We start from the raw sequence: 26,495 nt of genomic DNA, 5'->3' as shown, positions 1-26,495 counted from the left end.
CGACCAGGGGCAAATCTGATTACTTCGCTCAGCCAGCCTCGCCCCATTCAGGAACGCCACGATGATTCACGGCAAGACGCTGCAAGCATGGTGCAACTCCCACCCCTTGATCGAGGAGCTGGTGGCTCTGCGCGAAACCCGCTGGTTCAACCCGCACATCGCCCCTGCCGCCCAGGCCCTGGCCGATGTCGGCCTGAGCGCCGCTGATGTCAGTGCGGCCAGTGCCCGGCTGGCGCGCTTTGCCCCGTACCTGGCCAGTGTATTTGCCGATACCGCCGCCAGCGGCGGCATCATCGAATCGCCATTGCGCCCGTTGCCCAGGCTGCACACCACCCTGCTGCAGGCGGCCGGCCTGCACGCCAGCGGTTCGCTGTGGCTCAAGGCCGACAGCGAACTGCCGATCTCCGGCTCGATCAAGGCCCGCGGCGGTATTCACGAAGTGCTCAAGCATGCCGAGGACCTGGCCCTGGCCGCCGGCCTGATCAGCCTCGACAGCGACTACCGGGCGCTGGCCAGCGACCAGGCACGGGCGTTCTTCAGCCGCTACAAGGTTGCCGTCGGTTCGACCGGTAACCTCGGCCTGTCGATCGGCATCATCAGCGCCAGGCTGGGTTTCCAGGCCACCGTGCACATGTCGGCCGATGCGCGCCAGTGGAAGAAGGACAAACTGCGCAGCCATGGCGTGAAGGTGGTCGAGTACGCCAGCGACTACAGCGTTGCGGTGGCGCAAGGGCGCCAGCAGGCGGCGGCGGACCCGACCTGCTATTTCGTCGATGACGAGAACTCGCCGCACCTGTTCCTTGGCTACGCCGTGGCCGCCGAGCGGCTTGCCAGGCAGTTCGACGCAGCCGGTATCGAGGTGGATGCCGAGCATCCATTGTTCGTCTACCTGCCCTGCGGTGTCGGTGGTGGCCCCGGTGGCGTGGCGTTCGGCCTGAAGCTGCTGTGGGGCGACCATGTGCACTGCCTGTTCGCCGAACCCACCCACTCGCCGTGCATGTTCCTGGGGGTCTACAGCGGGCTGCATGACGCCACCAGCGTGCAGGATTTTGGCATCGACAACCTGACCGCCGCCGACGGCCTGGCGGTGGGCCGCCCGTCCGGCTTCGTCGGCAAGGCCATGCAGCGCTTGCTCGATGGCTATTACACGGTCAGCGACGAAACGTTGTACCGGCTGTTGGCCCTGGCCCATGACTTGGAAAATGCACGCTTGGAACCTTCGGCGGTGGCCGGCATGCCGGGAATGGTCAAGGTGCTCGAAGCGCCCGATTACCTGGCACGCATGGGCTTGTCGAGTGAGCGTATGGCCAGGGCCACGCACCTGGTGTGGGGCACAGGCGGCAGCATGGTGCCGGAGGCGGAATTCGCCGCTTACCTGGGCAAAGGCCGCTGCCCAGGCACCTAGCGCCCGAGCCCTGGGCCGGCAGCGCCAGGGCTTGCTGCAACGGCTATGTCAGTCGACCAGAATCTTCGGGTTGGAACTGCCCCATACGGTATACAGGTCGGCCAGCAGCGCGCCGTTGATGTCCTCGATCTCGGCCTGGGTGATTTCGCCCCCGGCCTGCTTGCCGAACAACACCACTTCGTTGCCACCCTTCACATCGGGGAAGTCGGTGACATCGACCATCAACGTGTTCATCGACACCTTGCCCACCACCGGTACACGGTGGCCGTTGATCAGCACATGGCCCTTGTTGGTGAACACCCGGCGATAGCCATCGGAGTAACCGACGGTGATGTTGGCCAGGCGCGAATCACGGGTCAGGGTAAAGGTGCGGTCATAACCGACGGTGTTGCCGGCCGGGTAGCTGTGCACCGCCGCCACGTGCGACTTGAACTGCATGACCCGCTGGTACTCGGTATGCGTCGGCACGGTATCGCCGAACAGCGCGCCGCCGGTGCGCACCATGTCCAGGCGCGCTTCCGGCACTTCCAGCGTGGCGAAGGAGTTGGCCGCGTGCAGGGTAAGCTTGCTGCGATCCAGCTTGGCATGCTTGATCAGCCAATCGGTCTGCTCGTTGAAGGCGGCCAGGCCTTTACGCACATCGTCCTTGTCTTCCACGGCGAAGTGGGTCATCAGCGCGACCAGCTTGAGGTGCTTCTGATCGGTGATTTGCAGTGCTTCGCCACGGCCGGACCAGGTGGCCATCTCTACCCCGTTGCGGCTCATGCCGCTGGAATTGAGCGCCAGGTGGATGCGCAAGGTCTTGCCATGACGCTCGGCCAGGGCATCGAGTTGGCGGGCGAACTCGGCGCTGCCGACCAGTTCTTCCATGTCGTACTGCAGGGCATCTTCCACTTCACCGAGGCTGGCCAGGCGCACCCGCACCAGCTGCCCGGTGAAGCCACTGGCACGGACCACACGGGCTTCCTCGTTGCTGGCCACCGCCACGCAGGGCACGCCCTGGGCAATGATTGATGGCATCACCAGGCCGATGCCGTGGCCATAGGCGTCGGCCTTGAGCACGGCGCACAACTTGGACTTGCCACCCAGCTCGGCCTGCAAGGTGCGAATGTTGTGCTGCAGCGCGCTGGCGCTGATTTCGACCCAGGCGTTGCTGTTCTGCACAGTCAGGGTGGTGGTGCCGTTGTCCATCGACAGCGGCGGTGCGGCGTACAGCGGGGCTTGGCCAGTGATCAGCAGCGCGAGGGAGGCAGCCAGGAGGGTACGGCGAAATGGCATGGTGATTTCTCTATTCTTTTTTTTGGTGATGTATGCGGCCGGAAAGACCCAAGGGTATTGGTGCTCGGCACGCCGTCAGCGAGGGTGCCATAGCCATTGGGGATATGGCCAGCTGTGTCGCGCCCAGCCAACACCGGCTAGGCTCTATACGAAACAAAATGTCGCAACACCGCATGGAACAGGCCAGTGAGACCATGGGGGGCGTAGCTTTTCGCGAGCTTGTTGAAGCGTGTCACGATACGGCGCTTCTCTTTCCAGCCAGCCAAACCGCCATGGTCTCACTGGCCTGTTCCATGCGGTGCTTGCGACATTTTTTTCGTACAGAACCTAGTACCCGGTCATTTCCAGATAACCGCGCCCACCCGCACTCCCGGTCAACCGCACCGGCCCTTCCCAGTACGGGAAGCGGGTGTCCATCCACGCCTGCGGCTCCAGCGCCTCGGCCTGCACATCCAGGCCCTGCCCCGGCACCCGCACCCGCCAGCGCGTCGGCACCCGCTTGCCATTTTTCTGCCGCGTCCAGGCCTGCGCCTGCAGCTGGACCTGCGCGCCCGACAGCGCTACCACCTGACCTTGCGGGCCCACCCAGGTCCCGGCGCGATACGCCTCGCCCTGGGCCTGGCGCACCTGGAACAGCATCAGCTTGGCGCCGTTGTCCAGGTGCAGCGAAAACCAGTCCCAGCCGGTCTGCCCGGGGGCCAATGGCTGGCTGCTCCACTCCCGGTCCAGCCAGGCCCGGCCTGTGACAGCAATACATTGACCACCACGCTGCACATAGCCGCGAACGCGGTAGAACGGCTGGCTGTAATAATACGAAGCCTGTCCCTGGCCGGATTTCTCGCTGTAACCCTGTTCGCCATGCAACACCAAAGGCCCGTCGCTGTGCAGTTGCAGGTCATAACGAAAGCCTTCGCCAGCAGCCAGCATCTGCAGGTTGTCGATGCCAGCGCTGCCCTGCAGCGACCAGTCATTGATCCACGCCCGAAACGGCTGGGCCTGAACGCCGGCCTGGCCGATGCCGCCACGCGCCAGGGTCTCAGCCGACTGGTGGCCACCCGGGCCGGTCAACGCCGCGTGCCCCAGCCACAGGTTCGGGCTGCTCCAGCCAGCAATCTCCGGGCCGGGGCGCAGTGCCGAGCGGAACAGTGTCCACTGCACGCCCCAGTCCCGCTGGCGGGCATCGTGCAGGTTGGCGGTGACGTACCACCATTCGATGCGAAAGCCATCATGCGCCCCGTGGTCGCGCGGGAAGGCCAGGTGCTGGCCACGAGTCACCTGGCTGAACGCAACCGCCTGCTGGCCGAGCCCGGCATAGCTCTGCTCCGTCGGCTGCTCGCAGCCACCCAGCACGCCACTCAACAGGCCACACAGCAGCACGCGCAGGCTACGCTTCATCGGTGAACGGCCTCAACAGTTCGCGCGGCTGGCGACGCGCCAGCTGCCACAGGGGCCAGGCGCTGGCCAACAGGCTGCTCAGCAAGGCCAACAGGCCCAAATGCAACAGTTGTGCGGGGAACACATACAGCGGCAGGCGCCAGCCGAATGCCTGCACGTTCAGCACCGCGACCAGGCACCATGCCAGCAGGATACCCAGCGGAATCGCCAGCAGCACGGTGAGGCTGCTCAGCAGCAAAGTCTGCCCGAGGCTCAGCCAGGCCAGTTGCGCCCGCCGCACCCCCAGCGCCCACAAGGGCGCCAACTGGCCCAGGCGGGTCTGGCCCAGGGTCAGCAGGTTGATGAACAGCGCCAGGCCGGCCACGCCAAGGGTCAGGCTGTTGAGCGCAGCGGTGGCGGCAAAGGTACGGTTGAACACCTCGGTCGACCAGCGTTTCAGTCGCGCCTGCTCGACCACCCGGCTGTCGTCCAGGGCAAAACGCTGCTGCAATGCGGCCATGAGCGATGGCACCTGGTCTGCGGCCAGATCGACGCTCAAGCCCGTCAGGGTTGCCTGCGGCCAGTGCTCGCGCAATCCGTCGGCGCTGACCAGGACATGGCCCTTGGGGTTGCCATAGTCGGCATAGATACCTACGACAGTCAGCGCGCGCGGGGTGTCTGCCGGCAGCGTCAGGCTGTCCCCCAGTTGCAGGCGCAGACGCCTGGCCAGTTGTTCACTGAGCATCACGGCCTGCCCGCTGGCCAGTCGCTCCCAGGCGCCCGGCTGCTGCTCCAGCAATGGCCAGCGCGTGCGGTAGGCAGGATGTTCGACGATGCCTTGAAGCTGCACCGGCCAACCTTGCAGCTGCGTTTCCACGCGCCAGGCGGGCAGGAGCGTGGCGGGCACCGGTTGCTGCTTGAACCATTCGGCAATCTGCAGGCCTTGGGCGGTATCCCGTGGGGTGATGTACAGCTCGGCCGACAGGCGCTGGTCAAGCCAGCCGACAAAGGTCTGGCGAAAGCCCTCGGTCATGCTGCCTACCCCGACACTGGCGGCGAGCGCCAGCAACAGGGCCATCAGCGCCAGCCCCAAGGCGGGCAGTTGCTGACGGCTATCGGCGACGAACCATTGCGCCAAGGGTCGCCGGCAACGGCGCGCCAGCCAGGCCAGCGCGCTGTCGAGCAAGGCTGGCAGCAACAGCGCCGCCGCCAGCAGCAGCCCCGCCAGCAGGCCGAACGCGCTGGGCAGGCTGTTACCCAGCAGGCCGCAACCCAGGGCCAGCACCAGCAGCAGGCCCGCCAGCAAAGCCTGCCGCCGCAACCACGGCCCCTGCGCCAGGCGCCAGGCCTGGGGTTGTGCCAGCGCCAGCAACGGTAGCCGTGCAGCGCGCAATACGCTGCCGACCCCGGCCAGCAACGCCCCCACCACGCCAACCAGCACCCCCGCCAGCCACCACCACGCCGGCAGGCTCAGCGTACCGGCCACCTGGGCGCCATACAGGCCACGCAGGCTGGCGGCCACATCAGGCAGCAGCCACGCCGCCAGCGCATAACCACTGGCCACCCCGGCAACACCGCCCAGCACGGCGAACAGGCCCAGTTCCAGCACCAGCGCCCACAACAGGGCCTTCAGGTTGATGCCACAAGCACGCAGGTTGCGGATCAGCCCGCGCCGCTGTTCCAGCGCCAGGCCGATCGCGGCATGCGCAATGAACAGGCCGACGACGAACGCCAGCAGGCCCAGGGCTGTGAGGTTGAGGTGGAAACTGTCGGTCAGCCGCTGCAGGCCGCCGTCGTCCTGCCGGGGTTGCCATTCAAGCTCGGCAGCGACTTGCGCCGGCAGCGGCCCAGGTGCAGTGGCCAGCAGGCGCGACAACTGCCCGGACGCGTGCAGCAGCGCTTGCGCCTGGCCGATATCGACCACCATGACCCCTGGTGCCAGTGCTGGCTGCAGCACCACCGGTGGCAGCAGTTGCCCTTCGCTGTCGCGTGTCACCTCCCCCGGGGCCATCTTCAGTTGCCGCAGCAGGTCTGGCCCGACCCAGGCTTGCCCAGGCGGGCCAATGAACGCCTGCAGGTCGAATGCCTGCGGCTGTACGCCCGCAATGCTGCTGGCCGGCGGCAGGCTCAACGGCTCGATGCCGATCAAGCGCACGCTGCGCGCCGGCTCGCCCGGCAAACGCAGGCGGCCTTCCAGCACCGGGCTCAGCGCCCAGCCCAGCCTGCGCAGCTGCACGTACAGCGCCTGGTCGAAGCGTTCGCCATGGCGCGCCACCAGTTGCGCCTGCATGGGCGCCGCCAGTACCGCACTGGCCCGGGCATAGTCGCTGCGCGCCTGGCTGTTCAACGCCTGCACGCCGGTCCACAAGGCCGTGGCCAGCCACAGGCCGGTGAAGATGCTGAAGCACTGCACACGGTGACGCCGCCAATGGCTGAGCAACGCCCACAGGGCCAGCCACAGCAGTCTCATCGGCCCTGCTCGGCGCGCACGCGGCCGGCCTGCAAGTAGCAACGCTGCTGCAAGCGTGCCGCCAGGCGCGGGCTGTGAGTCACCATCAGCACACCGCTGCCGGCCTCGGCGACCAGTTGCAGCAGCAAGCTCAGTACTTCGTCGCTGCTGGCTTCATCGAGGCTGCCGGTGGGCTCGTCGGCCAGCAGCCAGGCCGGGCGCCCGGCCAGTGCACGGCCGATGGCAACCCGTTGCTGCTGGCCGCCGGACAACTGTTCCGGGTACCGCGCCAGCAAACCCGCCAGGCCCAGGCGTTGTGCCAGGTAGGCGACCCAATGCGGGTCATGCCGCGCAGCCAGGCGCGCCTGGAAGGCAAGGTTGGCCGCCACGTCCAGGCTGCTGATCAGGTTGTACTGCTGGAATACCAGGCCAACCGCCTCGCGCCGCCATAGCGCCAGCGACGCTTCGCAACGGCTGTCGAGGACGGCGCCGTCGATCAGGATACGGCCGCGGTCGGCGCGATCGAGGCCGGCTACCAGGTGCAGCAAGGTGCTTTTGCCACTGCCTGATTCGCCCATCAGCGCCAGGCTGCTGCCACGTGCCAGGTGCAGGTCGACGCCCTGCAATACCGGCAGCAGGCCTTGTGGGGTGGGGAACGCTTTGTGCAGTTGTTCGATGACCAGCATCGAGGGGCCTTGGTCGGTTCAGGTGTCCATTTAGGAATAGCAGGTTCGGCGCGATGCGCGTGTATCGTTGCATCGGCAGGTTGCAGCCCGCTGCCCTGGTGATGAACAAATCTTCATCTTGGCGGCGGGCCGCATGATCATGGGCGTGGCGAGCGTCGCCCGGTTGCGGCAAGCAGCGTTCGCCTTGAGAGGGCCTGGCACCTTGCGTAGCATCACCGCCCCCGCGCCTGACCCAGCCACGCCACCCGCAGACAGAACCGCCGATGCCGCAACCCATCCCCCTCAAGGACCACGAAAAGGAAAAGCACCTGGTCAACCGCCGGCTTCTGGCCTGCGCCGCCCTGGTCTTCAGCCTGTGCGCCGTCCTGGTAGGCCGGCTCTATGTGCTGCAGGTGGTGCAGCATGACCAGCAGAGCGCGGTGTCGGAAAACAACCGCGTGCACGTGCTGCCCATCGCTCCCGAGCGCGGGTTGATCTACGACCGCAACGGCGTGGTGCTGGCCGACAACAAACCCAGCTTCGACCTGACCATGACCCGCGAACGGGCCGGCGGCGACACGGCCAGGGTGCTCGACACCCTGGCGCAGGTACTGGGCCTGGGCGAAGACGAGCGCAAGCAGTTCGACAAGGACCTGCGCCGGGGCCGCAAGCCGTTCGAGCCGGTCACCCTGATGGTCGGCCTCAGCGAAGAGCAGATCGCCCTGGTGGCGGTGAACCAGTTCCGCCTGCCGGGCCTGGAAGTGGAGCCGCAGTTCATCCGCGAATACCCGCTGGCCGAGCACTTCGCCCATTCGGTGGGCTACGTGGGGCGGATCAACGAAAAAGAGGCCAAGGCCCTCGACAACACTGAATACCGCGGTACCCAGTCGATCGGCAAGACCGGTATCGAACACTTCTACGAAAGCCAGCTGCATGGTCACTTGGGTTACGAGGAGGTCGAGACCAACGCCCAGGGCCGGGTGATGCGGGTGCTCAACCACAAGGACCCGACCCCGGGCCAGGACATCGTCCTGACCCTGGACGCGCACCTGCAACTGGCGGCGGAAAAAGCCCTGGGCGACCGGCGTGGCTCGGTGGTAGTGCTCGACCCGGCCAACGGCGATGTGCTGGCCATGGTCAGCAACCCCAGCTTCGACCCCAACCTGTTCGTCAAGGGCATCAGCTTCAAGCAGTACGCTGCGCTGCGCGACTCGATCGACCGACCGCTGTTCAACCGTGTCCTGCGTGGCCTCTATGCACCGGGCTCGACGGTCAAGCCGGAGGTCGCGATTGCCGGCCTCGACAGCGGCGTGATCACCCCAGGCAGCCGGGTATTCGACCCTGGCTACTACGAACTGCCCAACTATGACCACAAGTACCGCAACTGGAACCGTAGCGGCGATGGCTGGGTGGACATGTACACCGCCATCATGCGCTCCAACGACACCTACTTCTACGACCTGGCCCACAAGCTCGGCATCGACCGCCTGCACGACTACCTGGCCGAGTTCGGCCTGGGTCAGAAGGTGTCGCTGGACATGTTCGAGGAAGCCCCTGGGCTGATGCCATCGGCCGAGTGGAAACGTGCCACGCGGCGCCAGGCCTGGTTCCCGGGCGAGACGCTGATCCTTGGCATCGGCCAGGGCTACATGCAGGTCACCCCGCTGCAACTGGCCCAGGCCACCAGCCTGCTGGCGAGCAAGGGCGTCTGGCACCGCCCGCACCTGGCGCGGACCGTGGGCGGTGCAGCCCCGGTCGACCCCCACCCGATGCCCGACATCGTGCTGCACGACAAGCATGCCTGGGACCAGGTCAGCCAGGGCATGCAGATGGTCATGCACGACCCGCGGGGGATCGCCCGCGCCGCAGCGGCTGGCGCGCAGTACCGGATTGCCGGCAAGAGCGGCACCGCGCAGGTGGTGGCGATCAAGCAGGGCGAGCGCTACAACCGCGACAAGACCCAGGAACGGCACCGCGACAACGCCCTGTTCGTCGGCTTTGCGCCTGCTGACCACCCAAGCATGGTGGTAGCGGTGATGATCGAGAACGGCGAAGCCGGTGGACGGGTAGCGGGCCCGGTGGTGCGAGAGGTCATGGACGCCTATCTGCTGGACGAACAGGGCCATCTGAAGCCTGAATATGCCGGTGGCGCAGGCGCGCACACTGCGCCACACAGCTAGGCATGAAAACGGCGTGACAGCTCGGCAGCGGTACGCCTCAGGCGGCTGCGCGGGGCATCAGCTCGTACGGGTGTTTCCATCCCGGTAATGCCTGGATCCGGGCCTTCCAGGCCTCGATATGGGTGAATTCCGCCAACCGGATGCCGGTGTCCTCCGGCATGTACACATACCCCGCCAGCGACAGGTCGGCGATGGTCAGGCGGCCACCCACCATGAACGGGGCCTTTGCCAGGTGAGCGTCGACGATACCGTAGGCCGCCTGAGCACGCTCGCGCAGGAACCGGGTCACATCCGTTTCGCCGGCATTCTTCAGGCAAAACAGGAAACGCAGCGCCGCGTAATAGCTGGTGAACTTGTGGTTGTCGAACAGCATCCAGCGCCAGATCTCGCGTTTTTCCTCCTCGTCGCGAGGGCCTAACTGCCCGGTCTGCGCGGCGAGATAGTCGAGAATCAGCGCAGACTGAGTGAAGGTTTTGCCGGCATGTTCCAGCACCGGCACCTCGCCCTGTTCGTTCACTTCGTCACGCCAGGCTTGCGCGCGGGTCTGGCCATTGAAGAAGTCGACGAACACCGGCTGCCAATCCTGGCCAGTGAGTTCAAGCATCAGCGCAGCCTTGTAGGCGTTACCGGATTCGGCGAAGCAATGCAGCCTGTAGTCGGGCATTAGAGGACCTTCAGATTCCGTTGAACGATCGCGCGGGCCCGTAGTGGGCAACCCGAGCAAATCACGCCGGGCTCGCCACAGTCAACGCACGATTGCTGACGGCTGGCCGCACCGGCCGTGGAACACTGCATGGAACTCCGGCCAGGTTCGCACGCTCTTAAACACTGAGTGGTTTATTTCCCTGTGCTGCACGTTACTGGAGAACATGCCATGCGCCACCTACTCCTCGCCCCTGCCTTGCTGCTTCTGCTGCCTGCCGGTGCCGCCCTGGCTGACGTCGACGCGGGCGACGTCGCCACCTCGGCCGGTGTTTCCGCTTCGCTCTACTCGACCTTCAAGGACGACAAACGGATCATCCCGGCGCGTGACGAGCTTTCCGCTTATGTCGCCAGCGGCGGTGCAATCCGTGGCGCCTATGTGGAGGCGGCGCTGGAACAGGCCCGGAAGGACCACCCTGGCCTACAGGCCAGTGATGAAGAACTGGCGCGGGCGATCCTGTCGCAAGACGATACCGTCGCCAATCACTGATTGATCCCTCCCAGTACCGGCCTCTGCGCGGGCTTGCCTGCACCGGGGCCAGTACTGGTCAACCTCACCCCCAACCATCCATACGCATGGTCGCCCGCACCAAGCGCTGCTCCTCCTGCTCGATTTCGCGCAAGCTGTCGCGTATGCCGTTGATGTGCTCCCGCGCGGCCCTCTGCGCCTGCTCGGGCAGCTGCTCCATCACGGCGTGATACAAGCGGGCATGCTGACGGTCGATCTGGCGCTTCTGCGCCGGGCGGCAATACAGGTTGTTGACCGAGGCGAAGACCGTGCTCAAGGTCAGGTCGCTCAGCGATTGCAAGGTAAGCACCAGCACCGGGTTGTGCGACGCCTCGCTGATCGCGCGGTGGAAGGCGTGGTCGCGGCGGGCATGTTCACGGGCATCGAGCGCCTCGTGGCCGGCATGCGCGGCAAGCATCTCGTCATAGCGCCGGCGGATCAGCAGCCGGTCGATATCAGTGGCACGCAAGGCGGCCAGGCGCGCCGATTCGGCCTCCAGCAGCGCGCGCACTTCCAGCAGGTCGAACAGCGTGCGCGGCTGCGAAGTGAACAGGTGCATCAACGGTGTGCCCCCGGCCTGCCCGGTCAGGTCGGCGACGAACGAACCGCGGCCCTGCTCGGTGTCGATGATGCCGCGCCCACGCAGGATGCGCAGGCCTTCACGCAACGCCGAACGCGAGCAGCCGAGCTTCTCCACCAGGCGCCGCTCCGATGGCAGGGCCTGGCCGACCTTGAGCACACCCTCGACGATCAGCCGTTCGACCCGTTCGGCCACCTGGTCGGCGACCTTGGCCTTGCCTTCAGTACCCATTGCGCACCCTCCCACTGGTAGGACCAGTTTGCCTGCCGGCCCCAATCTAGCCGAGCCCTACCGTCAATAACCAGTGCTTCGGGCACAAACTGGTAGGACCAGCTCACCCGCTACTCGACCCCAACCCCTATGACGCGCAGGCTGCAAAGGGTGAGCGATGTGCCAATAACGACAAGAACCGTTGCCGAGTGAGCCCATGAACATCCTTTACGACGAACGCGTCGATGGCGCCCTGCCTGCCGTGGACCAGCCGGCCCTGTTGCAGGCGCTGCGCGATGCCCTGCCGGACCTCGAGGTGCTGCACCGCGAGGAAGACCTCAAACCCTACGAATGCGATGGCCTTTCCGCCTACCGCACGGTGCCGCTGCTGGTGGTGCTGCCCGAGCGCCTGGAGCAGGTGCAGGCGTTGCTCAGGCTCTGCCACCAGCGCGGCGTGCCGGTGGTCGCACGCGGCGCCGGTACCGGCCTGTCGGGCGGTGCCTTGCCGCTGGCCAAGGGCATCCTGCTGGTGATGGCGCGTTTCAATCGCATCCTCGAAGTCAACCCGCAGGGCCGCTTCGCCCGGGTGCAGCCCGGCGTGCGCAACCTGGCCATCTCCCAGGCCGCCGCCCCGCACGGCCTGTACTATGCGCCAGACCCGTCCTCGCAAATTGCCTGTTCCATCGGCGGCAACGTGGCCGAAAACGCCGGTGGCGTGCACTGCCTGAAGTACGGCCTGACCGTGCACAACCTGCTCAAGGTCGAGATCCTGACCGTTGAAGGCGAACGCCTGACCCTCGGCAGCGATGCCCTGGACAGCCCCGGCTTCGACCTGCTGGCGCTGTTCACCGGCTCCGAAGGCATGCTCGGCATCGTCACCGAAGTCACCGTCAAGCTGTTGCCCAAACCCCAGGTGGCAAGGGTGCTGCTGGCCAGTTTCGACAGCGTCGAGGATGCTGGCCGGGCCGTGGCCGAGATCATCGCCGCCGGGATCATCCCCGGCGGCCTGGAAATGATGGACAACCTGGCGATCCGCGCCGCCGAGGACTTCATCCACGCCGGCTACCCGGTGGACGCGGCGGCCATCCTGCTGTGCGAGCTGGATGGCGTCGAAGCCGATGTGCACGACGACTGTGAAAGGGTCGCCGCTGTGCTGGCCCGGGCCGGGGCGCGCGAGGTGCGGCTGGCCAGCGACGAGGCCGAACGCGTGCGCTTCTGGGCCGGGCGCAAGAACGCCTTCCCGGCGGTGGGGCGCATTTCCCCGGACTACTACTGCATGGACGGCACCATACCGCGCCGCGAGCTGCCGAGGGTGCTCAAAGGCATCAGTGACCTGTCCCGCGAGTATGGCCTGCGCGTGGCCAACGTGTTCCACGCCGGTGACGGCAACATGCATCCGCTGATCCTGTTCGATGCCAACCTGCCGGGCGAACTGCAGCGCGCCGAGGCCATCGGCGGCAAGATTCTCGAGCTGTGCGTGGCGGTCGGCGGCAGCATCACCGGCGAGCATGGCGTCGGGCGCGAGAAAATCAACCAGATGTGCGCACAGTTCAACGCTGAGGAAATCACCCTGTTCCATGCGGTCAAGGCCGCCTTCGACCCGCAGGGCCTGCTCAACCCCGGCAAGAACATCCCCACCCTGCACCGTTGCGCCGAATTCGGCGCGATGCACGTGCACCACGGGCAACTGCCCTTCCCCGAGCTGGAGCGCTTCTGATGAGCATGGACCGTGATATGAGCCAGGCCCTGCTGGAGCAGGTCAGCCAGGCATTGAACCAGGCCACGGCGCTGCGTATCCAGGGCGGCAACAGCAAAGCCATGCTCGGCAATCCGGTTGCCGGCGAGGTGCTGGACACTCGCAGCCACCGCGGCATCGTCAGCTACGACCCGACCGAGCTGGTGCTCACCGCCCGAGCCGGTACGCCGCTGCGCGAAATCGAGGCGGTGCTGCACGAAGCCGGCCAGATGCTGCCCTGCGAGCCGCCGCACCTCGGCCCCGATGCCACCTTGGGTGGCATGGTCGCGGCCGGGCTGTCAGGGCCACGGCGGCCGTGGGCCGGGTCGGTGCGCGATTACGTGCTGGGCACACGGGTGATCACCGGCCATGGCAAGTTGCTGCGCTTTGGTGGCGAGGTGATGAAGAACGTAGCCGGTTACGACGTGTCGCGGCTGATGGCGGGCAGCTTCGGTTGCCTGGGGCTGCTGACCGAGGTGTCGCTGAAAGTGCTGCCGCGTCCGCGCCAGTGCCTGAGCCTGCGCCTGCCGATGAGCCGCCACGAGGCGCTGCTGGAACTCGCTGAATGGGGCCAGCAGCCGTTGCCGATCAGCGCTGCCTGCCATGACGGCGACGCGCTGTACCTGCGCCTGGAAGGCGGTGAAGGGTCGGTGCAGTCAGCACGCCAGCGCCTGGGCGGTGGAACGCTCGACAGCCGCTTCTGGAGCGACCTGCGCGAGCAGCGCCTGGCGTTTTTTGCTGACCCTGCACCGCTATGGCGCCTGTCGGTGCCGCTGGCCACCGGCGAACTGGAGTTGCCCGGCCGGCAACTGCTCGATTGGGGTGGTGCCCAGCGCTGGCTGAAATCCACCGCAGCAGCAGAGGACATCCGCGAGCAGGTCGCCAAGGTGGGTGGCCATGCCACCTGTCATGCCCCCGGCACGGCCAGCAGCCCACCGCTAACCCCTGCGCTGATGCGTTACCACCGCGCCCTCAAGCAGCAACTCGACCCCCAGGGCATATTCAACCCTGGCCGCCTGTACCCGGACCTGTGAGCCCAGACCATGCAAACCAACCTCAGCGAAAGCGCCCGGCGCCTGGCCCGCGCCGACGAAGCCGAAAGCATCCTGCGCTCCTGCGTGCATTGTGGTTTCTGCACGGCCACCTGCCCCACCTATCAGTTGCTGGGCGATGAACTGGATGGCCCACGCGGGCGCATCTACCTGATCAAGCAGATGCTCGAAGGCGAGCCAGTGAGCGCCAGTACCCAGACGCACCTGGACCGCTGCCTGAGTTGCCGCAATTGCGAAACCACCTGCCCTTCCGGGGTGAAGTACCACGATCTGCTGGATATCGGCCGCGCCGTGGTCGACCAGCAGGTACCGCGCCCACTCGGCCAGCGCCTGCTGCGCCAGGGCCTGCGTGCAGTGGTGCCGCGCCCGGCGCTGTTCAAGGCCCTGACCCGCAGCGGCCAGGCGCTGCGCCCGCTGCTGCCGGCCGCGCTCAGGCACAAGCTGCCGGCCCGGGTTGCCGCCCCCGGCGTGCGTCCGGCAGCCCGTCATGCGCGGCGGGTCCTGTTGCTGGAAGGCTGCGTGCAACCGGCCCTGTCGCCCAACACCAATGCCGCCGCCGCACGCCTGCTGGACCGCCTGGGCATCAGTGTGGAGCCGATTCGCCAAGCCGGTTGCTGTGGCGCGGTGGACTACCACCTCAATGCCCAGGAGCAAGGCCTGCAACGCGCGCGGCGCAATATCGACGCCTGGTGGCCGGCCATCGAGGCCGGCGCCGAGGCCATCGTGCAGACCGCCAGCGGCTGTGGCGCATTTGTGCGCGATTATGGCCACCTGCTGGCAAACGACCCGCACTACGCGGCCAAGGCTGCGCGCGTGAGCGCGCTGTCGCGCGACCTGGTAGAGGTACTGCGCGACGAGCCGCTCGAACAACTGGGCCTGTGCGCCGAACAGCGCCTGGCCTTCCATTGCCCCTGCACCCTGCAACACGCGTTGAAACTGGGCGGGGCCGTGGAAGCCTTGCTCACGCGCCTTGGGTTCACCCTGACCGCGGTCGCCGACAGCCACCTGTGCTGCGGCTCGGCCGGCACCTACTCGCTGACCCAGCCCGAACTGTCGCGGCAACTGCGCGACAACCGCCTCAACGCCCTGGAAAGCGGCAAACCGCAAGTCATCGCCACCGCCAACATCGGCTGCCAGGCCCACCTCGACGGGGCCGGGCGCACACCGGTGCGGCACTGGATCGAAATCGTCGAAGCAGCCTTGAACCCGGAGAACCCCCATGCATAGCAAGCCCGTAATCGGCCAGGCCGAAATCGCCCGTGTGCTCAGCGCCGCCCGCCAGGACGCCCTGGCGCAACAGTGGAACGTGACCATTGCCGTGGTCGACGACGGCGGTCACCCGCTGGCCCTGGAACGCCTGGATGGCTGCGCCCCGGCCAGTGCCTACATCGCCATGGAAAAAGCGCGCAGCGCAGCGCTTGGGCGCAGAGAAACGCGGGATTACGAGGAAATGGTCAATGCAGGCCGCACGGCATTCGTCACCGCGCCGCTGCTGACCAGCCTCGAAGGGGGCGTGCCGCTGCGGGTGGATGGCCAGGTGGTGGGCGCCATTGGCGTATCCGGGGTAAAGCCCGCGCAGGATGCCCAGGTGGCCATGGCCGGGGCTGCGGCCCTCTGAATCCGGTGCCGGCCTTTTCGCGAGTAAACCCGCGAAAGGCCGGCACCTGCTCTCTTTTCCGACGACAGACTTTCGAGCGAACAACCCATGCCAAACCACCCATTGCACATCGCCCCCACCCTGCAGCGCTTCATTGAAGACGAAGTGCTGCCCGGCACCGGCATCGAGGCCCGTGCCTTCTGGCAAGGTTTCAGTACCCTGGTTCACGACCTTGCCCCGCAAAACCGCGCCCTGCTCGCCGAACGCGAGCGCCTGCAGGGCGAACTGGACCACTGGCACCGCCAGCACCCCGGCCCGATCCGTGACATGGCCGCCTATCAGCAGTTTCTGCACGGCATTGGTTACCTCGTGGAAGCCCCCGCGAACGTGCAGGTCAGCACCCGCAACGTCGACCGTGAAATCGCCGAGCAGGCCGGCCCGCAACTGGTGGTGCCACTGAGCAACGCCCGCTACGCCCTGAATGCCGCCAACGCCCGTTGGGGCTCGCTGTACGATGCGCTGTATGGCACCGATGCCATCGCCGAAACCGAGGGTGCCGAACGTGGCCATGGCTACAACCCGGTGCGCGGTGCCAAGGTGATTGCCTTCGGCCGCCAGTTCCTCGATGCCAGTGCGCCGCTGCCAGGGGCATCACATGACGATGCCAGGGCCTACACGGTCAACCAGGGCAGGCTGCAAGTCACCTTGGCCGATGGCCGCCAGGTCGGTCTAGAACACCCTGGGCAATGGCGCGGCTACCAAGGTGAGCCGAACAGGCCGAGCGCGATCCTGTTGCAACATCACCACCTGCATTTCGAAATCCAGATCGACCCCAGCCACGCCATCGGCCAGCAGGACCCGGCCGGGGTCAAGGACATTCTCCTGGAGGCGGCGCTTACCACCATCATCGATTGCGAAGACTCGGTGGCCGCGGTGGATGCCGACGACAAGGTCAACGTGTACCGCAACTGGCTCGGCCTGATGAAGGGCGACCTCAGCGAACAGGTCAGCAAAGGCGGCAAGACCTTCGTCCGCAGCCTGGCGGCAGACCGCGACTACCAAGGCGCGGACGGCCAGCCATTGACCCTGCCGGGCCGCTCGCTGCTCTTTATCCGCAACGTCGGCCACCTGATGACCAACCCGGCCATTCTCGACCGTGACGGCCAGGAGATCCCGGAAGGCATCCTCGATGCCGTGGTCACCAGCCTGATCGGCCTGCACGACCTCAAGCGCCGCGGCAACTCCCGCGAGGGCAGCCTGTACATCGTCAAGCCGAAGATGCACGGGCCAGCCGAAGTGGCCTTCGCCGACCAGCTGTTCAGTCGCGTCGAAGCGCTGCTGGGCCTGCCTGCGCACACGCTGAAGATGGGCATCATGGACGAGGAGCGGCGTACCAGCGTCAACCTCAAGGCCTGCATCGCCAACGCCGCGTCACGGGTGGTGTTCATCAACACCGGCTTCCTCGACCGCACCGGCGACGAGATGCACACGGCCATGGAAGCCGGGGCCATGCTGCGCAAGGGCGACATGAAGGGCAGCGCCTGGATCCAGGCCTACGAGCGCAGCAACGTGCTGGTCGGGCTGGCCTGCGGCCTGCGTGGCAAGGCGCAGATCGGCAAGGGCATGTGGGCCATGCCCGACCTGATGGCGGCCATGCTCGAACAGAAAGTCGCCCAGCCCAGGGCGGGCGCCAACACCGCCTGGGTGCCCTCGCCCACTGCCGCGACGCTGCATGCGCTGCATTATCACCAGGTGGATGTGGCCGCCGTGCAGCAGGCGCTGGAACAGGTTGACGCGGATGCCCAGCGCGCCGAGCTGCTGCATGACCTGCTCAGTGTCCCGGTGAGCGCCGAGCGCCCCTGGACTGCCAGCGAGATCCAGGCCGAGCTCGACAACAACTGCCAGGGCATCCTCGGCTATGTGGTGCGCTGGGTCGAGCACGGCATCGGCTGTTCCAAGGTGCCGGATATCCACGATGTGGGCCTGATGGAAGATCGCGCGACCTTGCGGATTTCGGCACAGCACATTGCCAACTGGCTGCACCATGGGGTGGTTGATGCCGAACAGGTCGAGGCGACCTTGCAGCGCATGGCCGCCGTGGTCGACCAGCAGAATGGCGCAGACCCGGCGTACCGGCCGATGGCGGCCGATTTCACTGCCTCACATGCCTTCCGCGCCGCGCGGGCGCTGGTGTTCGAAGGGCGCAAGCAGCCGAGCGGCTACACCGAGCCATTGCTGCATGGCTGGCGGTTGCGCTTCAAACAGGAGGTCCAGCGCTAGAGGGCGGCACCCCCTGATCGGCAGCGGCCTGGTGCAAGGCCGCCGCCACCCTTGCCACTAGCCAGTCTGGGCGGGCCTTGTCCCGCTCAGCCTTTTCCTACAGGGCGTTCGGAAACGCCCTACTTGTTGCCCCTGGCCGTTGAAAACATGATCGGCACTGGAGACGCAAGGTCGCGATCCAGAGGAGGCTCCGCATGCACCAGTACGCCCGCTCCACCGCCGAATTGCGCAGCAGCCTGCGCGAACTGCTGGCCCATGACATGGACAACCCCGACGAAGACCCCCACCTGTCAGGGGTGATGTTCTTCTGCGCCACGGATGAACGCTCCCGGCAGTTGATCGAGCGTATCGAATTGCTGGCCAGCGAGGTGTTCTTCGACGCGCACGGGCGGGCCATTGCGCAGCATATGAAGGCGGCAGCAGTGGAAGGCGTGCGCATCAAGCGCACCCGCACGGCGCCAGCGGATGAAACGGTGATCCGCATAGCCTTGGCGAACAAAGGCTATATCACGGTGAGTACGGCCCGCATCTGAACACCCGCATGCCATCGCCTCTTGCGCAACACACGGCCGCTGGTACCCGCTATCCTGAGCGCTCCCCCCCCACTGCGGACCCGCCTATGGAACTGCATATTCGCCTGCACGGCCGCAAAGGCCTGGCCGACCAGCTCTACCAGCAATTGCGTGCCGGCATCGATAGCGGCCACCTGGCTGCCGGCACCCAACTGCCGCCAAGCCGCCTGCTGGCCGAGCAACTCGGCGTGTCACGCAAGACCGTGGCCGAAGCCTACTCGCGCCTGACCTATGACAACCTGTTGAGCGGTGTGGTCGGGCGCGGCACCTTCATCACCCCGCGTCAGCCGCTGCGCAGCAGTGCCTCCACCACCCTCCCGCTGGCCAGCGCCGCTTCGCTCGAACGCTGGCAGCAACGCGCCACCGTGCTCGGCCGTCGCCAGCTGGAATCCCCCTCACGCTATGACTTCGTCGGCGGGGCCTCGAACAAGGCGCAGTTCCCGTTCGACCAGTGGCGCAGTTGCCTGAACTACGCCCTGCGTCGCAGCCAGCGCCACCCCGAGCGGCACTTCCCGGCCCAGGGCCTGGCCGAGCTGCGCGAGGCCATTGCCCACCACATCGCCTACGCCCGGGGTGTGCATTGCAGTGCCGCCGACCTGCTGGTGTGCAACGGCGCCCAGCAGGCACTGGACCTGATCGCCCGGGTCCTGATCGAGCCGGGTTGCCAGGTGGCCATGGAGGACCCCGGCTATCCGCCCGCCCGGCAACTGTTCCTGGCGCTGGGTGCGCGTCTGCAGTGCGTGCCGGTGGATGACGAAGGCCTGTGCGTGGAGCAGATCGCCGACGGCACCCGGCTGATCTATGTGACGCCTTCGCACCAGTTCCCGCTGGGCATGCCGATGAGCGAGCCACGCCGGCACGCCCTGCTGGCGCGGGCCGCCGAGCTGGGGGCGTTGATCATCGAAGACGATTACGACTGCGAGTTCCGCTACCACGGGCCGGCGGCAGATGCGCTGCAGCGCCTCGACCGCCATGGCCTGGTGGCCTATGTGGGAACCTTTTCCAAGACCCTGCTGCCGGAACTGCGCCTGGGTTATGCCGTGCTTCCACCCGCCGTGCTGCAAGCCGCCTGCGTGGCCAAGCACCTCAGTGACTGGCACAGCCCGACCCTGTTGCAGTGGGCGCTGGCGCGCTTTCTGGCCAAAGGCCACCTGAACAGACACATCCGCCGTTGCCACGACATATACAGCGCCCGCCGCGAACGCATCCTAGCACGCCTGGGCGGCGACCTGGCGCCATGGTTCAGTGCCATTCCCGCCAGTGCCGGCTTCCACCTCAGTGCGCTGGCCAAGCCTGGGGTAGATGTCGAGCTGCTGGCCAACCTGGCACGCAAGGTGGAGGTCGGCCTTTACTCGCTGGCACCGTTCTTCAGCGAGACCCCGGTGCGCCCCGGGCTGCTGCTGGGCTTTGGCGCCATCGAACTGCTGGACATCGACCCGGCGCTGGACCGCGTGCGCGATACCTTGCAGCGCCTCAGTTGACCGCCGCGGCCTTGCCTGTCGGCAGCGGGCGGGCGATGGCAGCGGCGTAGCCGCGCGGGTTGAAGCAGACAGTCACCAGCAGCATGGCCAGCACAGTCACGCTCAGCAGTGTCCACGACGCCTGGAAGTCGCCGCTCACATCGCGCAACCAGCCAGTGATGTACGGCACGATGCCGGTGATGATGAAACCGATACCCTGCACGAACGCCGCCAGGCTGCCTGCCTCGGCCGGGGTCTTGAGATGCTCGAGGGTCAACGTCAGGCTCTGGCTGAAACAGGCGCCCAGGCCGAAGCCGATCAACGCCACCCACAGCCCCGGTGCCAGTGTGGGCGCCAGCAGCAGGCCGAGGAAACCCGCCAGCTGGATCGCCAGTGCCAGCCACAGGCCGGGGCGGCGGTCTGTCCAGCGCCGCAACAGCAGCGGCAGGCCCAGTGCACCAGCCACCTGGAACAGGGTCATCAGGCCAACCAGGTCTGCGCCGCCCTGGGCGCTGCCGCCGTGCTCCATGTGATAGGCCGGCAACCAGGCGACCATGCTGGTGTAGCCGCCATTGATCAGGCCGAAGTACAGCGCCAGCAACCAGGCCCGGCGCGTCCCGAACCAGTGCCCACGCGCAGCACCGGCCTGCGTCGGTACGTGCCGGCGAGGCCGCAGCATGGCCCAGGCAAGCAGCGCCAGCAGCGCAGGGGCGGCCCACAGGCCCAGGCCGACCTGCCAATGGCCAAAGTAGTCACTGACGTGCGGCCCGAGCACGGCGGCCAGGCCGCCGCCGCTCATCAGCGCCGCCGAATACAGGCCCATCGCGGCGGCCAGGCGCCCGGGGAACCAGCGGTTGACCAACCCTGGCATCATGCCCTGGACCAGCGCTACCCCCAGGCCGGCCAACAGCGCACTGGCAATCAGCGCCCAGGCACTGTCCAGTTGCAGGCGCCACAGGCAGGCCAGAGCGATCGCCGCCAGGCCCGCGAGCATGCCGCGATGTTCGCTGAGCCAGCGCTGCAACCATGGCTGCAGCAGCGGCACCAGGCCCATACACAGCACCGGTAACGCCGTCAGCAAGGCCGCTTGCTGGTAGCCCAGGCCGGTACTGGCGCGCATGGCCTCGAGCAACGGGCCGATACTGGTCAGGATCGGCCGCAGGTTCAGTGCCAACAAGATCACCAGCAACAGGTTAAATGCCGCGCTCATTGCTGGTTGGCCTGCAGCCATTCCTGGTACAGGCCGGCTTCGCCGCTGGGCTTCAGTGCGCGTAGCGGCAGGCTCTGCTGTTGCGGCGGGCGGGCCATCTGCGCGTACACCGCCGCGGTGGACAAGCCGAAGGGTTCGCCCTCGGTGTTGTCGTAGGCAAACCAGGCGCGCTCGATACCACACAGATGCATGGCCGCCAGGCACATCGGGCATGGATGGCCGCTGGCGTAGATTTCGGCACCCGCCAGGCGCGCCTGGCCCAGCGCATGGCTGGCTTTGCGGATGGCCTGCATCTCGGCGTGGGCGGTAGGGTCCTGGGTGCTGTGTATCTCGTTGACCGCGCGCGCCAGCACCTGCCCCTGGTACACCAGCACAGCGCCGAAGGGCCGACCACCGGCGCGGATGTTGGCGCGGGCCAGGTCGAGGGCTTCGCGCATGAAATGTTCTGCGGACATGAATGGCTTCTCCAATAGCAATACCCGGCCATTATCCCGGCCCCGAGGTCAGGGCAGAAATGAAGAGATTGGATGCTTGTCAGTGGCCAGCCGAATAGCCGATTGGCCTCCTGTTCATGCGCGCGATTGGCTATCGGGGCGGCGCATGGCCGGCGCTACAGTAGCGCCATCCCACCTACCCCCTTGGAGTTAGCCATGCACAACCGTATCGAATGGGCCAAACACGCACCTGAGGCCTACCAGGCGATGGTCGGCCTGGAACAGGCCCTGGCCAGGAGCGGCCTGGAGCAATCGCTGCTGGAGCTGGTGCGCCTGCGGGCTTCGCAGATCAACGGCTGCGCCTACTGCGTCAACCTGCACGCCAACGACGCGCGCAAGGCTGGTGAGACCGAAGCGCGCCTGCAGACCTTGTGCGTCTGGCAGGAAACCAGCTACTTCAGCCCACGCGAGCGCGCTGCGCTGGCCTGGGTCGAAAGCCTGACCCGGCTGCCCGAGCACGGTGCGCCGCAGGCCCACTATGATGCCTTGCAGGAGCACTTCGAACCGGCCGAGGTGGCCAACCTGACCCTGGCGATTGCCACCATCAATGCCTGGAACCGCTTTGGCGTCGGGTTTGCCATGGTGCCAGCCTGATCATTTGAGCCGCTGCCAGTGCCAGCCTCTTCGCGGGTGAACCCGCTCCCACAGGGATTCATGGCATGCACAAAGTTGCGCCGTACCTGTGGGAGCCGGCTTGCCGGCGAAACAGGCGACGCAGTGGATGGCACAGGCTTCGCCCGTGTTCGCGGGGCAAGCCCGCTCCCACAGAATGGACTGCCCCAAGAAGTTGGACACCAATCCAACCCTTGGGGGCAGTCCAGAAATAACGCCCGCTTTGAACATTTGAGCAGGACAGTTGCACCCACAGGGAATTCATGGCATTCGAAAGTTGCGCCGTACCGGTGGGAGCCGGCTTGCCGGCGATAGGCCGGTGCAGGTAAATGCTATCGTCCGGCCAAACGCGCCCGGTAGCTGCCAGGGCTCTGCCCGGTCCACTTCTTGAATGCCCGGTGAAACGCACTGGGCTCCTGGAACCCCGCCTGCTCGGCGATCTCGGCAATGCTCAACACCCCTTCGCGCAAGCGCTCGAAGGCCATTGCCCGGCGCACCTCGTCCTTGATCTGCTGGTAGGAGCGGCCTTCCCGCTCCAGCTGGCGGCGAAACGTGCTGGCACTGACGCCCTGCTGCTGCGCCAGCGCCGCCAGCGTCGGCCATTGCCCATAACGCCGCGCCCGCAGGTGCCGGTACACCTCGGCCACCAGCCCGTTCTGGTTGCGGAAGCGAATCACCAGCCCCTGTGGCGCACTGCGCAGGAAGGTTTTCAGGGCGGCCAGGTCCTGCACCACCGGCAGGCGCAGGTAGGCGCTGTCGAACTCCACTTCGGTACGCCCGCTACCCAGGCGCAGGTCCGGCCCCCACAACAACAGGTCGTCCTCTTGCGCCGGGCGCGACACCGCCAGTTCGGTACGGTCGATGGCGATCCGCCGCCCGGCCAGCCAGCACAGCATGCCGATCATCAGTACCAGGTAGGTTTCCTCGGCATACACCCGGGTCAGCGGGTCGGCAATGTTCGAGTACACGCTGATCACGGCCCGCCCGCCACGCACCGTCAGGCTGCCGCGCAAGTCGCGCAGGAACAGGCCGAAACCGGCCATGCACTGGCGCAGGGCTTTTTCCAGGTTCGGCTCGAGGATCAGGCCGCGGCAGATCAGGGCGAAACTGCCCTGCGGCATGCCATGGCTGTCGAGGCGGAAGAATTCGTCATCCAGGCGCTGGATCAGCGCCAGCCACAGCTGGGCAAAGGCCTTGGCCGGCACGCGGGCCTGGGGCTGCGCGAGCAGTTGCGGGTCGATGCCCACCGCGCGCAGTTGTGCATCGCGTTCATCGGGGCAGCCACGCAGGGCGTGGAGCATGGCATTGAGGAAGTACACGGCGACCGAATCGCTATCGCGCATGGCGGTTTTCGCTGTCTATGCTGAGTGGCAAAAAGTGCCAGGTTGTCTGAACAGTTCCGGCATAGGCTGCAACAGAGCCTTTGCCTAGACTCGGTCCCACTCCGGGATCGTCGGCCATTCTCGCAGAGCCTGGCCCGGTCCCGCCATGCCTTCGCAATCGGAGCCCCTATGAGCAGCGCAGAAATCTATGTCGTCAGTGCCGTCCGTTCCGCCATTGGTGGCTTTGGCGGCTCCCTCAAGGACCTGCCGCTGGCTGACCTGGCCAGCGCCATCACCCGTGCCGCCATCGAGCGCTCGGGTGTGGCTGCCGAGCACATCGGCCACCTGGTGATGGGCACGGTGATCCCCACCGAGCCACGCGACGCCTACCTGGCCCGGGTCGCGGCGATGAACGCCGGCATCCCCAAGGAAACCCCCGCCTTCAACGTCAACCGCCTGTGCGGTTCCGGCCTGCAGGCCATCGTCTCGGCCGCCCAGTGCCTGCTGCTCGGCGACACCGACGTGGCGGTGGCGGCCGGCGCCGAATCCATGAGCCGTGGCCCGTACCTGCTGCCACAGGCCCGCTGGGGTGCGCGCATGGGTGACCTGCAAGGTATCGACTACACCGTCGGCGTGCTGCAGGACCCGTTCGAGCACTTCCACATGGGTATCACTGCCGAGAACGTCTCGGCCAAACACGGCATTACCCGCGAGATGCAGGACGAACTGGCCCTGACCAGCCAGCGCCGCGCCGCCCGCGCCATCGCCGAAGGCCGTTTCGCCAGCCAGATCGTCCCGCTGGAGCTGAAAACCCGCAAGGGCAGCGTGCAGTTCAGTGTGGATGAGCATGTCCGGGGCGAAGTGACCGCCGAGCAACTGGCCGGGATGAAGCCGGTATTCAAGAAAGACGGTACCGTCACCGCCGGCAACGCCAGCGGCATCAACGACGGCGCTGGCGGCCTGGTGCTGGCCACGGGTGACGCGGTGCGCCGCCTGGGTCTCAAGCCTCTGGCACGCCTGGTGGGCTACGCCCATGCCGGCGTCGAGCCGGAGCTGATGGGCCTGGGCCCGATCCCGGCCACCCGCAAGGTACTGGAAAAGACCGGCCTGAAGGTGCAGGACCTGGACGTGATCGAATCCAACGAAGCGTTTGCCGCCCAGGCCTGCGCCGTGGCCCGCGAACTGGGCTTCGACCCGGAAAAGGTCAACCCAAACGGCTCGGGTATATCCCTTGGCCACCCGGTCGGCGCCACCGGCGCGATCATCGCCACCAAGGCCATCCATGAACTGCAGCGCATCCAGGGCCGCTACGCCTTGGCCACCATGTGCATCGGCGGTGGCCAAGGCATCGCCGTGGTCTTCGAGCGCGTTTGAGGGAGCCTGACAGATGAACATTGAACAAATTGCCGTGATTGGCGCCGGCACCATGGGCAACGGCATCGCCCAGGTGTGTGCAGTCGCCGGCTACCAGGTGTTGCTGGTGGATGTTTCCGACGCGGCGCTGGAGCGCGGCGTGGCCACCCTGAGCAAGAACCTCGAGCGCCAGGTCAGCAAGGGCACCCTCGATGCGGACAAGGCTGCGGTGGCGAAAGCGCGTATCCGCACCAGTACCGACTACACCCAGCTCAGCGCTGCGCAACTGGTGATCGAGGCGGCCAGCGAAAACCTGCAGCTCAAGCAACGCATCCTGCAGCAGGTTGCGGCCAACGTCGCCGCCGAATGCATCATCGCCACCAACACCTCGTCGCTGTCAGTCACCCAACTGGCCGCCAGCATCGAGCACCCCGAGCGTTTCATCGGCGTGCATTTCTTCAACCCGGTGCCGATGATGGCACTGGTCGAGATCATCCGCGGCCTGCAGACCAGCGACAGCACCTATGCCCAGGCGCTGGTGGTGACCGAAAAGGTCGGCAAGACCCCGATCACTGCCGGCAACCGCCCGGGCTTCGTGGTCAACCGCATCCTGGTGCCGATGATCAACGAAGCGATCTTCGTGCGTCAGGAAGGCCTGGCCAGTGCCGAAGACATCGACACCGGCATGCGCCTGGGCTGCAACCAGCCGATCGGCCCGCTGGCCCTGGCCGACCTGATCGGCCTGGACACGCTGCTGGCGATCATGGAGGCGTTCCATGAAGGCTTCAACGACAGCAAGTACCGCCCTGCCCCGCTGCTCAAGGAAATGGTTGCGGCCGGTTGGCTCGGACGCAAGAGCGGCCGCGGTTTCTTCACCTACTGAGGAGCGAACGCCATGCCCCCGGTCAATGCCGCGATGCGCTGTGCCAATTTCGAGGAGCGACGTGAGCGGGCCATGGCGCTGTTTGCCGAAAAGGGCTTCGGCCAGGTCAGCATGCGCGAGCTGGCGGCCCATGTAGGCCTGACCGCCGGCTCGCTGTACCACCACTTTCCCAGCAAGCAGGACCTGTTGTACGACCTGATCGAAGAGTTGTACGAGGAGTTGCAGGCCACCCTGGACCAGGGCCGCCGGGCCATGGCCCGTGGCGCGTCGGCGTTGAGCTGCCTGATCGCAGCACACTGGCAGTTGCATGCCGAGCGGCCGATGCAGTTTCGCCTGGCGGAGCGCGACTTGTGTTGCCTGAGCGACGACCAGCAGGCGCGCCTGGCCTTGTTGCGCAAGCGCTATGAGGCGGGGTTGCTGCGGTTGATCGCACCGCAGGCGAAGCTGCAGGGGGAAGCCCTGGTGGCTACCGCGCATGTGCTGGCGACGCTGCTGAACCAGTTGCCGGGGCTGTTGAAGGCGTTGCCCGAGGAACAAGGGCTGGGCTTGATGGAAAGCATGCTGGTGGGTGGGC

At 66.6% G+C, this 26,495-nt stretch carries 23 protein-coding genes; 14 read left to right on the top strand and 9 right to left on the bottom strand.

Going from position 1 to position 26,495, the window contains the following annotated elements:
* Positions 1–61: 61 nt before the first annotated feature.
* The gene (dsdA, locus tag QSV36_RS13280) at positions 62–1,405 is read left to right on the top strand and encodes a D-serine ammonia-lyase (protein ID WP_289132213.1); all 1,344 of its coding nucleotides are present in this window, start codon (positions 62–64) and stop codon (positions 1,403–1,405) included.
* Positions 1,406–1,453: 48 nt separating this feature from the next.
* On the opposite strand, the gene alr is transcribed toward dsdA, so the two are convergent.
* The 4 genes from alr to QSV36_RS13260 all read right to left on the bottom strand — a co-directional run bounded on the left by alr (position 1,454) and on the right by QSV36_RS13260 (position 7,192).
* Positions 1,454–2,683: an alanine racemase gene (alr, locus tag QSV36_RS13275; RefSeq protein ID WP_289132210.1), complete on the bottom strand. Its 1,230-nt coding sequence runs from the start codon at positions 2,681–2,683 to the stop codon at positions 1,454–1,456.
* A 327-nt stretch (positions 2,684–3,010) separates the two neighbouring features.
* Positions 3,011–4,078 carry a lipocalin-like domain-containing protein gene (locus QSV36_RS13270; RefSeq protein WP_289132207.1) on the bottom strand — a complete coding sequence of 356 codons (1,068 nt, stop codon included), beginning with the start codon at positions 4,076–4,078 and terminating at the stop codon, positions 3,011–3,013.
* Positions 4,068–6,527 (bottom strand): ABC transporter permease, encoded by a 2,460-nt coding sequence (locus tag QSV36_RS13265; protein WP_289132204.1) that lies wholly within the window; start codon positions 6,525–6,527, stop codon positions 4,068–4,070. Before QSV36_RS13265 ends, QSV36_RS13270 begins: the two co-directional genes overlap by 11 nt.
* Positions 6,524–7,192: an ABC transporter ATP-binding protein gene (locus QSV36_RS13260; protein ID WP_289132202.1), complete on the bottom strand. Its 669-nt coding sequence runs from the start codon at positions 7,190–7,192 to the stop codon at positions 6,524–6,526. Before QSV36_RS13260 ends, QSV36_RS13265 begins: the two co-directional genes overlap by 4 nt.
* 263 nt (positions 7,193–7,455) lie before the next feature.
* Here QSV36_RS13260 and mrdA point away from each other — a divergent pair, with 263 nt between their 5' ends.
* Positions 7,456–9,351: a penicillin-binding protein 2 gene (gene mrdA, locus QSV36_RS13255; protein ID WP_289132199.1), complete on the top strand. Its 1,896-nt coding sequence runs from the start codon at positions 7,456–7,458 to the stop codon at positions 9,349–9,351.
* 37 nt (positions 9,352–9,388) lie between these two features.
* On the opposite strand, the gene QSV36_RS13250 is transcribed toward mrdA, so the two are convergent.
* Positions 9,389–10,015 (bottom strand): glutathione S-transferase family protein, encoded by a 627-nt coding sequence (locus QSV36_RS13250; protein ID WP_289132196.1) that lies wholly within the window; start codon positions 10,013–10,015, stop codon positions 9,389–9,391.
* A gap of 210 nt (positions 10,016–10,225) precedes the next feature.
* Here QSV36_RS13250 and QSV36_RS13245 point away from each other — a divergent pair, with 210 nt between their 5' ends.
* Positions 10,226–10,543, top strand: a complete 318-nt coding sequence (locus QSV36_RS13245) for a DUF2388 domain-containing protein (RefSeq protein ID WP_289132193.1) — start codon at positions 10,226–10,228, stop codon at positions 10,541–10,543.
* A gap of 64 nt (positions 10,544–10,607) precedes the next feature.
* On the opposite strand, the gene glcC is transcribed toward QSV36_RS13245, so the two are convergent.
* Positions 10,608–11,372, bottom strand: a complete 765-nt coding sequence (glcC, locus tag QSV36_RS13240; protein ID WP_289132190.1) for a transcriptional regulator GlcC — start codon at positions 11,370–11,372, stop codon at positions 10,608–10,610.
* A gap of 196 nt (positions 11,373–11,568) precedes the next feature.
* On the opposite strand from glcC, the gene glcD reads away from it, so the two are divergent.
* The 7 genes from glcD (at position 11,569) to pdxR (ending at position 20,068) form a co-directional block, all read left to right on the top strand.
* Positions 11,569–13,068, top strand: coding sequence for a glycolate oxidase subunit GlcD (gene glcD, locus QSV36_RS13235; RefSeq protein WP_289132189.1), 1,500 nt, complete (start codon positions 11,569–11,571; stop codon positions 13,066–13,068).
* On the top strand, positions 13,068–14,120 hold the full coding sequence (glcE, locus tag QSV36_RS13230; RefSeq protein ID WP_289132187.1) for a glycolate oxidase subunit GlcE: 1,053 nt from the start codon (positions 13,068–13,070) through the stop codon (positions 14,118–14,120). Before glcD ends, glcE begins: the two co-directional genes overlap by 1 nt.
* Positions 14,121–14,129: 9 nt before the next feature.
* Positions 14,130–15,365, top strand: coding sequence for a glycolate oxidase subunit GlcF (gene glcF, locus QSV36_RS13225; RefSeq protein ID WP_289132185.1), 1,236 nt, complete (start codon positions 14,130–14,132; stop codon positions 15,363–15,365).
* Positions 15,358–15,756, top strand: a complete 399-nt coding sequence (locus QSV36_RS13220) for a heme-binding protein (protein ID WP_289132184.1) — start codon at positions 15,358–15,360, stop codon at positions 15,754–15,756. The genes glcF and QSV36_RS13220 overlap by 8 nt, the downstream gene beginning before the upstream one ends.
* 87 nt (positions 15,757–15,843) lie before the next feature.
* Positions 15,844–18,015 carry a malate synthase G gene (locus tag QSV36_RS13215; RefSeq protein ID WP_289132183.1) on the top strand — a complete coding sequence of 724 codons (2,172 nt, stop codon included), beginning with the start codon at positions 15,844–15,846 and terminating at the stop codon, positions 18,013–18,015.
* Positions 18,016–18,209: 194 nt separating this feature from the next.
* The gene (locus tag QSV36_RS13210) at positions 18,210–18,548 is read left to right on the top strand and encodes a hypothetical protein (RefSeq protein ID WP_225777380.1); all 339 of its coding nucleotides are present in this window, start codon (positions 18,210–18,212) and stop codon (positions 18,546–18,548) included.
* Positions 18,549–18,634: 86 nt separating this feature from the next.
* Positions 18,635–20,068, top strand: a complete 1,434-nt coding sequence (gene pdxR, locus QSV36_RS13205; RefSeq protein WP_289132182.1) for a MocR-like pyridoxine biosynthesis transcription factor PdxR — start codon at positions 18,635–18,637, stop codon at positions 20,066–20,068.
* Here the strand turns inward: pdxR and QSV36_RS13200 are convergent.
* Both QSV36_RS13200 and QSV36_RS13195 read right to left on the bottom strand, forming a co-directional pair.
* Positions 20,061–21,257, bottom strand: coding sequence for a cyanate transporter (locus QSV36_RS13200; protein ID WP_289132180.1), 1,197 nt, complete (start codon positions 21,255–21,257; stop codon positions 20,061–20,063). The two genes, pdxR and QSV36_RS13200, sit on opposite strands and share 8 nt — an antisense overlap.
* Positions 21,254–21,712 (bottom strand): nucleoside deaminase, encoded by a 459-nt coding sequence (locus tag QSV36_RS13195; protein ID WP_289132179.1) that lies wholly within the window; start codon positions 21,710–21,712, stop codon positions 21,254–21,256. The genes QSV36_RS13200 and QSV36_RS13195 overlap by 4 nt, the downstream gene beginning before the upstream one ends.
* 195 nt (positions 21,713–21,907) lie before the next feature.
* Between QSV36_RS13195 and QSV36_RS13190 the strand changes: the two genes are divergently transcribed.
* Complete coding sequence (locus QSV36_RS13190) at positions 21,908–22,345, top strand: carboxymuconolactone decarboxylase family protein (RefSeq protein ID WP_289132177.1); 438 nt, start codon at positions 21,908–21,910, stop codon at positions 22,343–22,345.
* A gap of 350 nt (positions 22,346–22,695) precedes the next feature.
* Here QSV36_RS13190 and QSV36_RS13185 read toward each other — a convergent pair whose 3' ends face one another.
* Positions 22,696–23,706, bottom strand: coding sequence for an AraC family transcriptional regulator (locus tag QSV36_RS13185; RefSeq protein WP_289132175.1), 1,011 nt, complete (start codon positions 23,704–23,706; stop codon positions 22,696–22,698).
* A gap of 168 nt (positions 23,707–23,874) precedes the next feature.
* Between QSV36_RS13185 and QSV36_RS13180 the strand changes: the two genes are divergently transcribed.
* The 3 genes from QSV36_RS13180 to QSV36_RS13170 form a co-directional block, all read left to right on the top strand.
* A complete protein-coding gene (locus tag QSV36_RS13180) occupies positions 23,875–25,059 on the top strand; it encodes an acetyl-CoA C-acyltransferase family protein (protein ID WP_289132173.1) in 1,185 nt (394 codons plus the stop codon).
* A 13-nt stretch (positions 25,060–25,072) separates the two neighbouring features.
* On the top strand, positions 25,073–25,921 hold the full coding sequence (locus QSV36_RS13175; RefSeq protein WP_289132172.1) for a 3-hydroxybutyryl-CoA dehydrogenase: 849 nt from the start codon (positions 25,073–25,075) through the stop codon (positions 25,919–25,921).
* A 12-nt stretch (positions 25,922–25,933) separates the two neighbouring features.
* On the top strand, positions 25,934–26,495 hold a 562-nt coding region (locus QSV36_RS13170), incomplete at its 3' end, for a TetR/AcrR family transcriptional regulator (protein WP_289132170.1).

This window comes from Pseudomonas sp. BCRC 81390, assembly GCF_030341915.1.
In the GTDB taxonomy this organism is placed as follows: Bacteria; Pseudomonadota; Gammaproteobacteria; order Pseudomonadales; family Pseudomonadaceae; genus Aquipseudomonas.
This window is presented reverse-complemented; position numbering and strand designations above follow the sequence as displayed.

Excerpts from the sequence above, each read along its gene's own strand:
- glcF (WP_289132185.1), top strand. The coding sequence starts at position 14,130 with ATGCAAACCAACCTCAGCGAAAGCGCCCGGCGCCTGGCCCGCGCCGAC.
- dsdA (WP_289132213.1), top strand. The coding sequence starts at position 62 with ATGATTCACGGCAAGACGCTGCAAGCATGGTGCAACTCCCACCCCTTG.
- QSV36_RS13245 (WP_289132193.1), top strand. The coding sequence starts at position 10,226 with ATGCGCCACCTACTCCTCGCCCCTGCCTTGCTGCTTCTGCTGCCTGCC.
- mrdA (WP_289132199.1), top strand. The coding sequence starts at position 7,456 with ATGCCGCAACCCATCCCCCTCAAGGACCACGAAAAGGAAAAGCACCTG.
- pdxR (WP_289132182.1), top strand. The coding sequence starts at position 18,635 with ATGGAACTGCATATTCGCCTGCACGGCCGCAAAGGCCTGGCCGACCAG.
- QSV36_RS13200 (WP_289132180.1), bottom strand. The coding sequence starts at position 21,257 with ATGAGCGCGGCATTTAACCTGTTGCTGGTGATCTTGTTGGCACTGAAC.
- QSV36_RS13220 (WP_289132184.1), top strand. The coding sequence starts at position 15,358 with ATGCATAGCAAGCCCGTAATCGGCCAGGCCGAAATCGCCCGTGTGCTC.
- QSV36_RS13175 (WP_289132172.1), top strand. The coding sequence starts at position 25,073 with ATGAACATTGAACAAATTGCCGTGATTGGCGCCGGCACCATGGGCAAC.
- QSV36_RS13265 (WP_289132204.1), bottom strand. The coding sequence starts at position 6,527 with ATGAGACTGCTGTGGCTGGCCCTGTGGGCGTTGCTCAGCCATTGGCGG.
- glcD (WP_289132189.1), top strand. The coding sequence starts at position 11,569 with ATGAACATCCTTTACGACGAACGCGTCGATGGCGCCCTGCCTGCCGTG.
- QSV36_RS13215 (WP_289132183.1), top strand. The coding sequence starts at position 15,844 with ATGCCAAACCACCCATTGCACATCGCCCCCACCCTGCAGCGCTTCATT.
- glcC (WP_289132190.1), bottom strand. The coding sequence starts at position 11,372 with ATGGGTACTGAAGGCAAGGCCAAGGTCGCCGACCAGGTGGCCGAACGG.
- QSV36_RS13185 (WP_289132175.1), bottom strand. The coding sequence starts at position 23,706 with ATGCGCGATAGCGATTCGGTCGCCGTGTACTTCCTCAATGCCATGCTC.
- alr (WP_289132210.1), bottom strand. The coding sequence starts at position 2,683 with ATGCCATTTCGCCGTACCCTCCTGGCTGCCTCCCTCGCGCTGCTGATC.
- QSV36_RS13260 (WP_289132202.1), bottom strand. The coding sequence starts at position 7,192 with ATGCTGGTCATCGAACAACTGCACAAAGCGTTCCCCACCCCACAAGGC.
- QSV36_RS13190 (WP_289132177.1), top strand. The coding sequence starts at position 21,908 with ATGCACAACCGTATCGAATGGGCCAAACACGCACCTGAGGCCTACCAG.
- QSV36_RS13210 (WP_225777380.1), top strand. The coding sequence starts at position 18,210 with ATGCACCAGTACGCCCGCTCCACCGCCGAATTGCGCAGCAGCCTGCGC.
- QSV36_RS13180 (WP_289132173.1), top strand. The coding sequence starts at position 23,875 with ATGAGCAGCGCAGAAATCTATGTCGTCAGTGCCGTCCGTTCCGCCATT.
- QSV36_RS13250 (WP_289132196.1), bottom strand. The coding sequence starts at position 10,015 with ATGCCCGACTACAGGCTGCATTGCTTCGCCGAATCCGGTAACGCCTAC.
- QSV36_RS13270 (WP_289132207.1), bottom strand. The coding sequence starts at position 4,078 with ATGAAGCGTAGCCTGCGCGTGCTGCTGTGTGGCCTGTTGAGTGGCGTG.
- glcE (WP_289132187.1), top strand. The coding sequence starts at position 13,068 with ATGAGCATGGACCGTGATATGAGCCAGGCCCTGCTGGAGCAGGTCAGC.
- QSV36_RS13195 (WP_289132179.1), bottom strand. The coding sequence starts at position 21,712 with ATGTCCGCAGAACATTTCATGCGCGAAGCCCTCGACCTGGCCCGCGCC.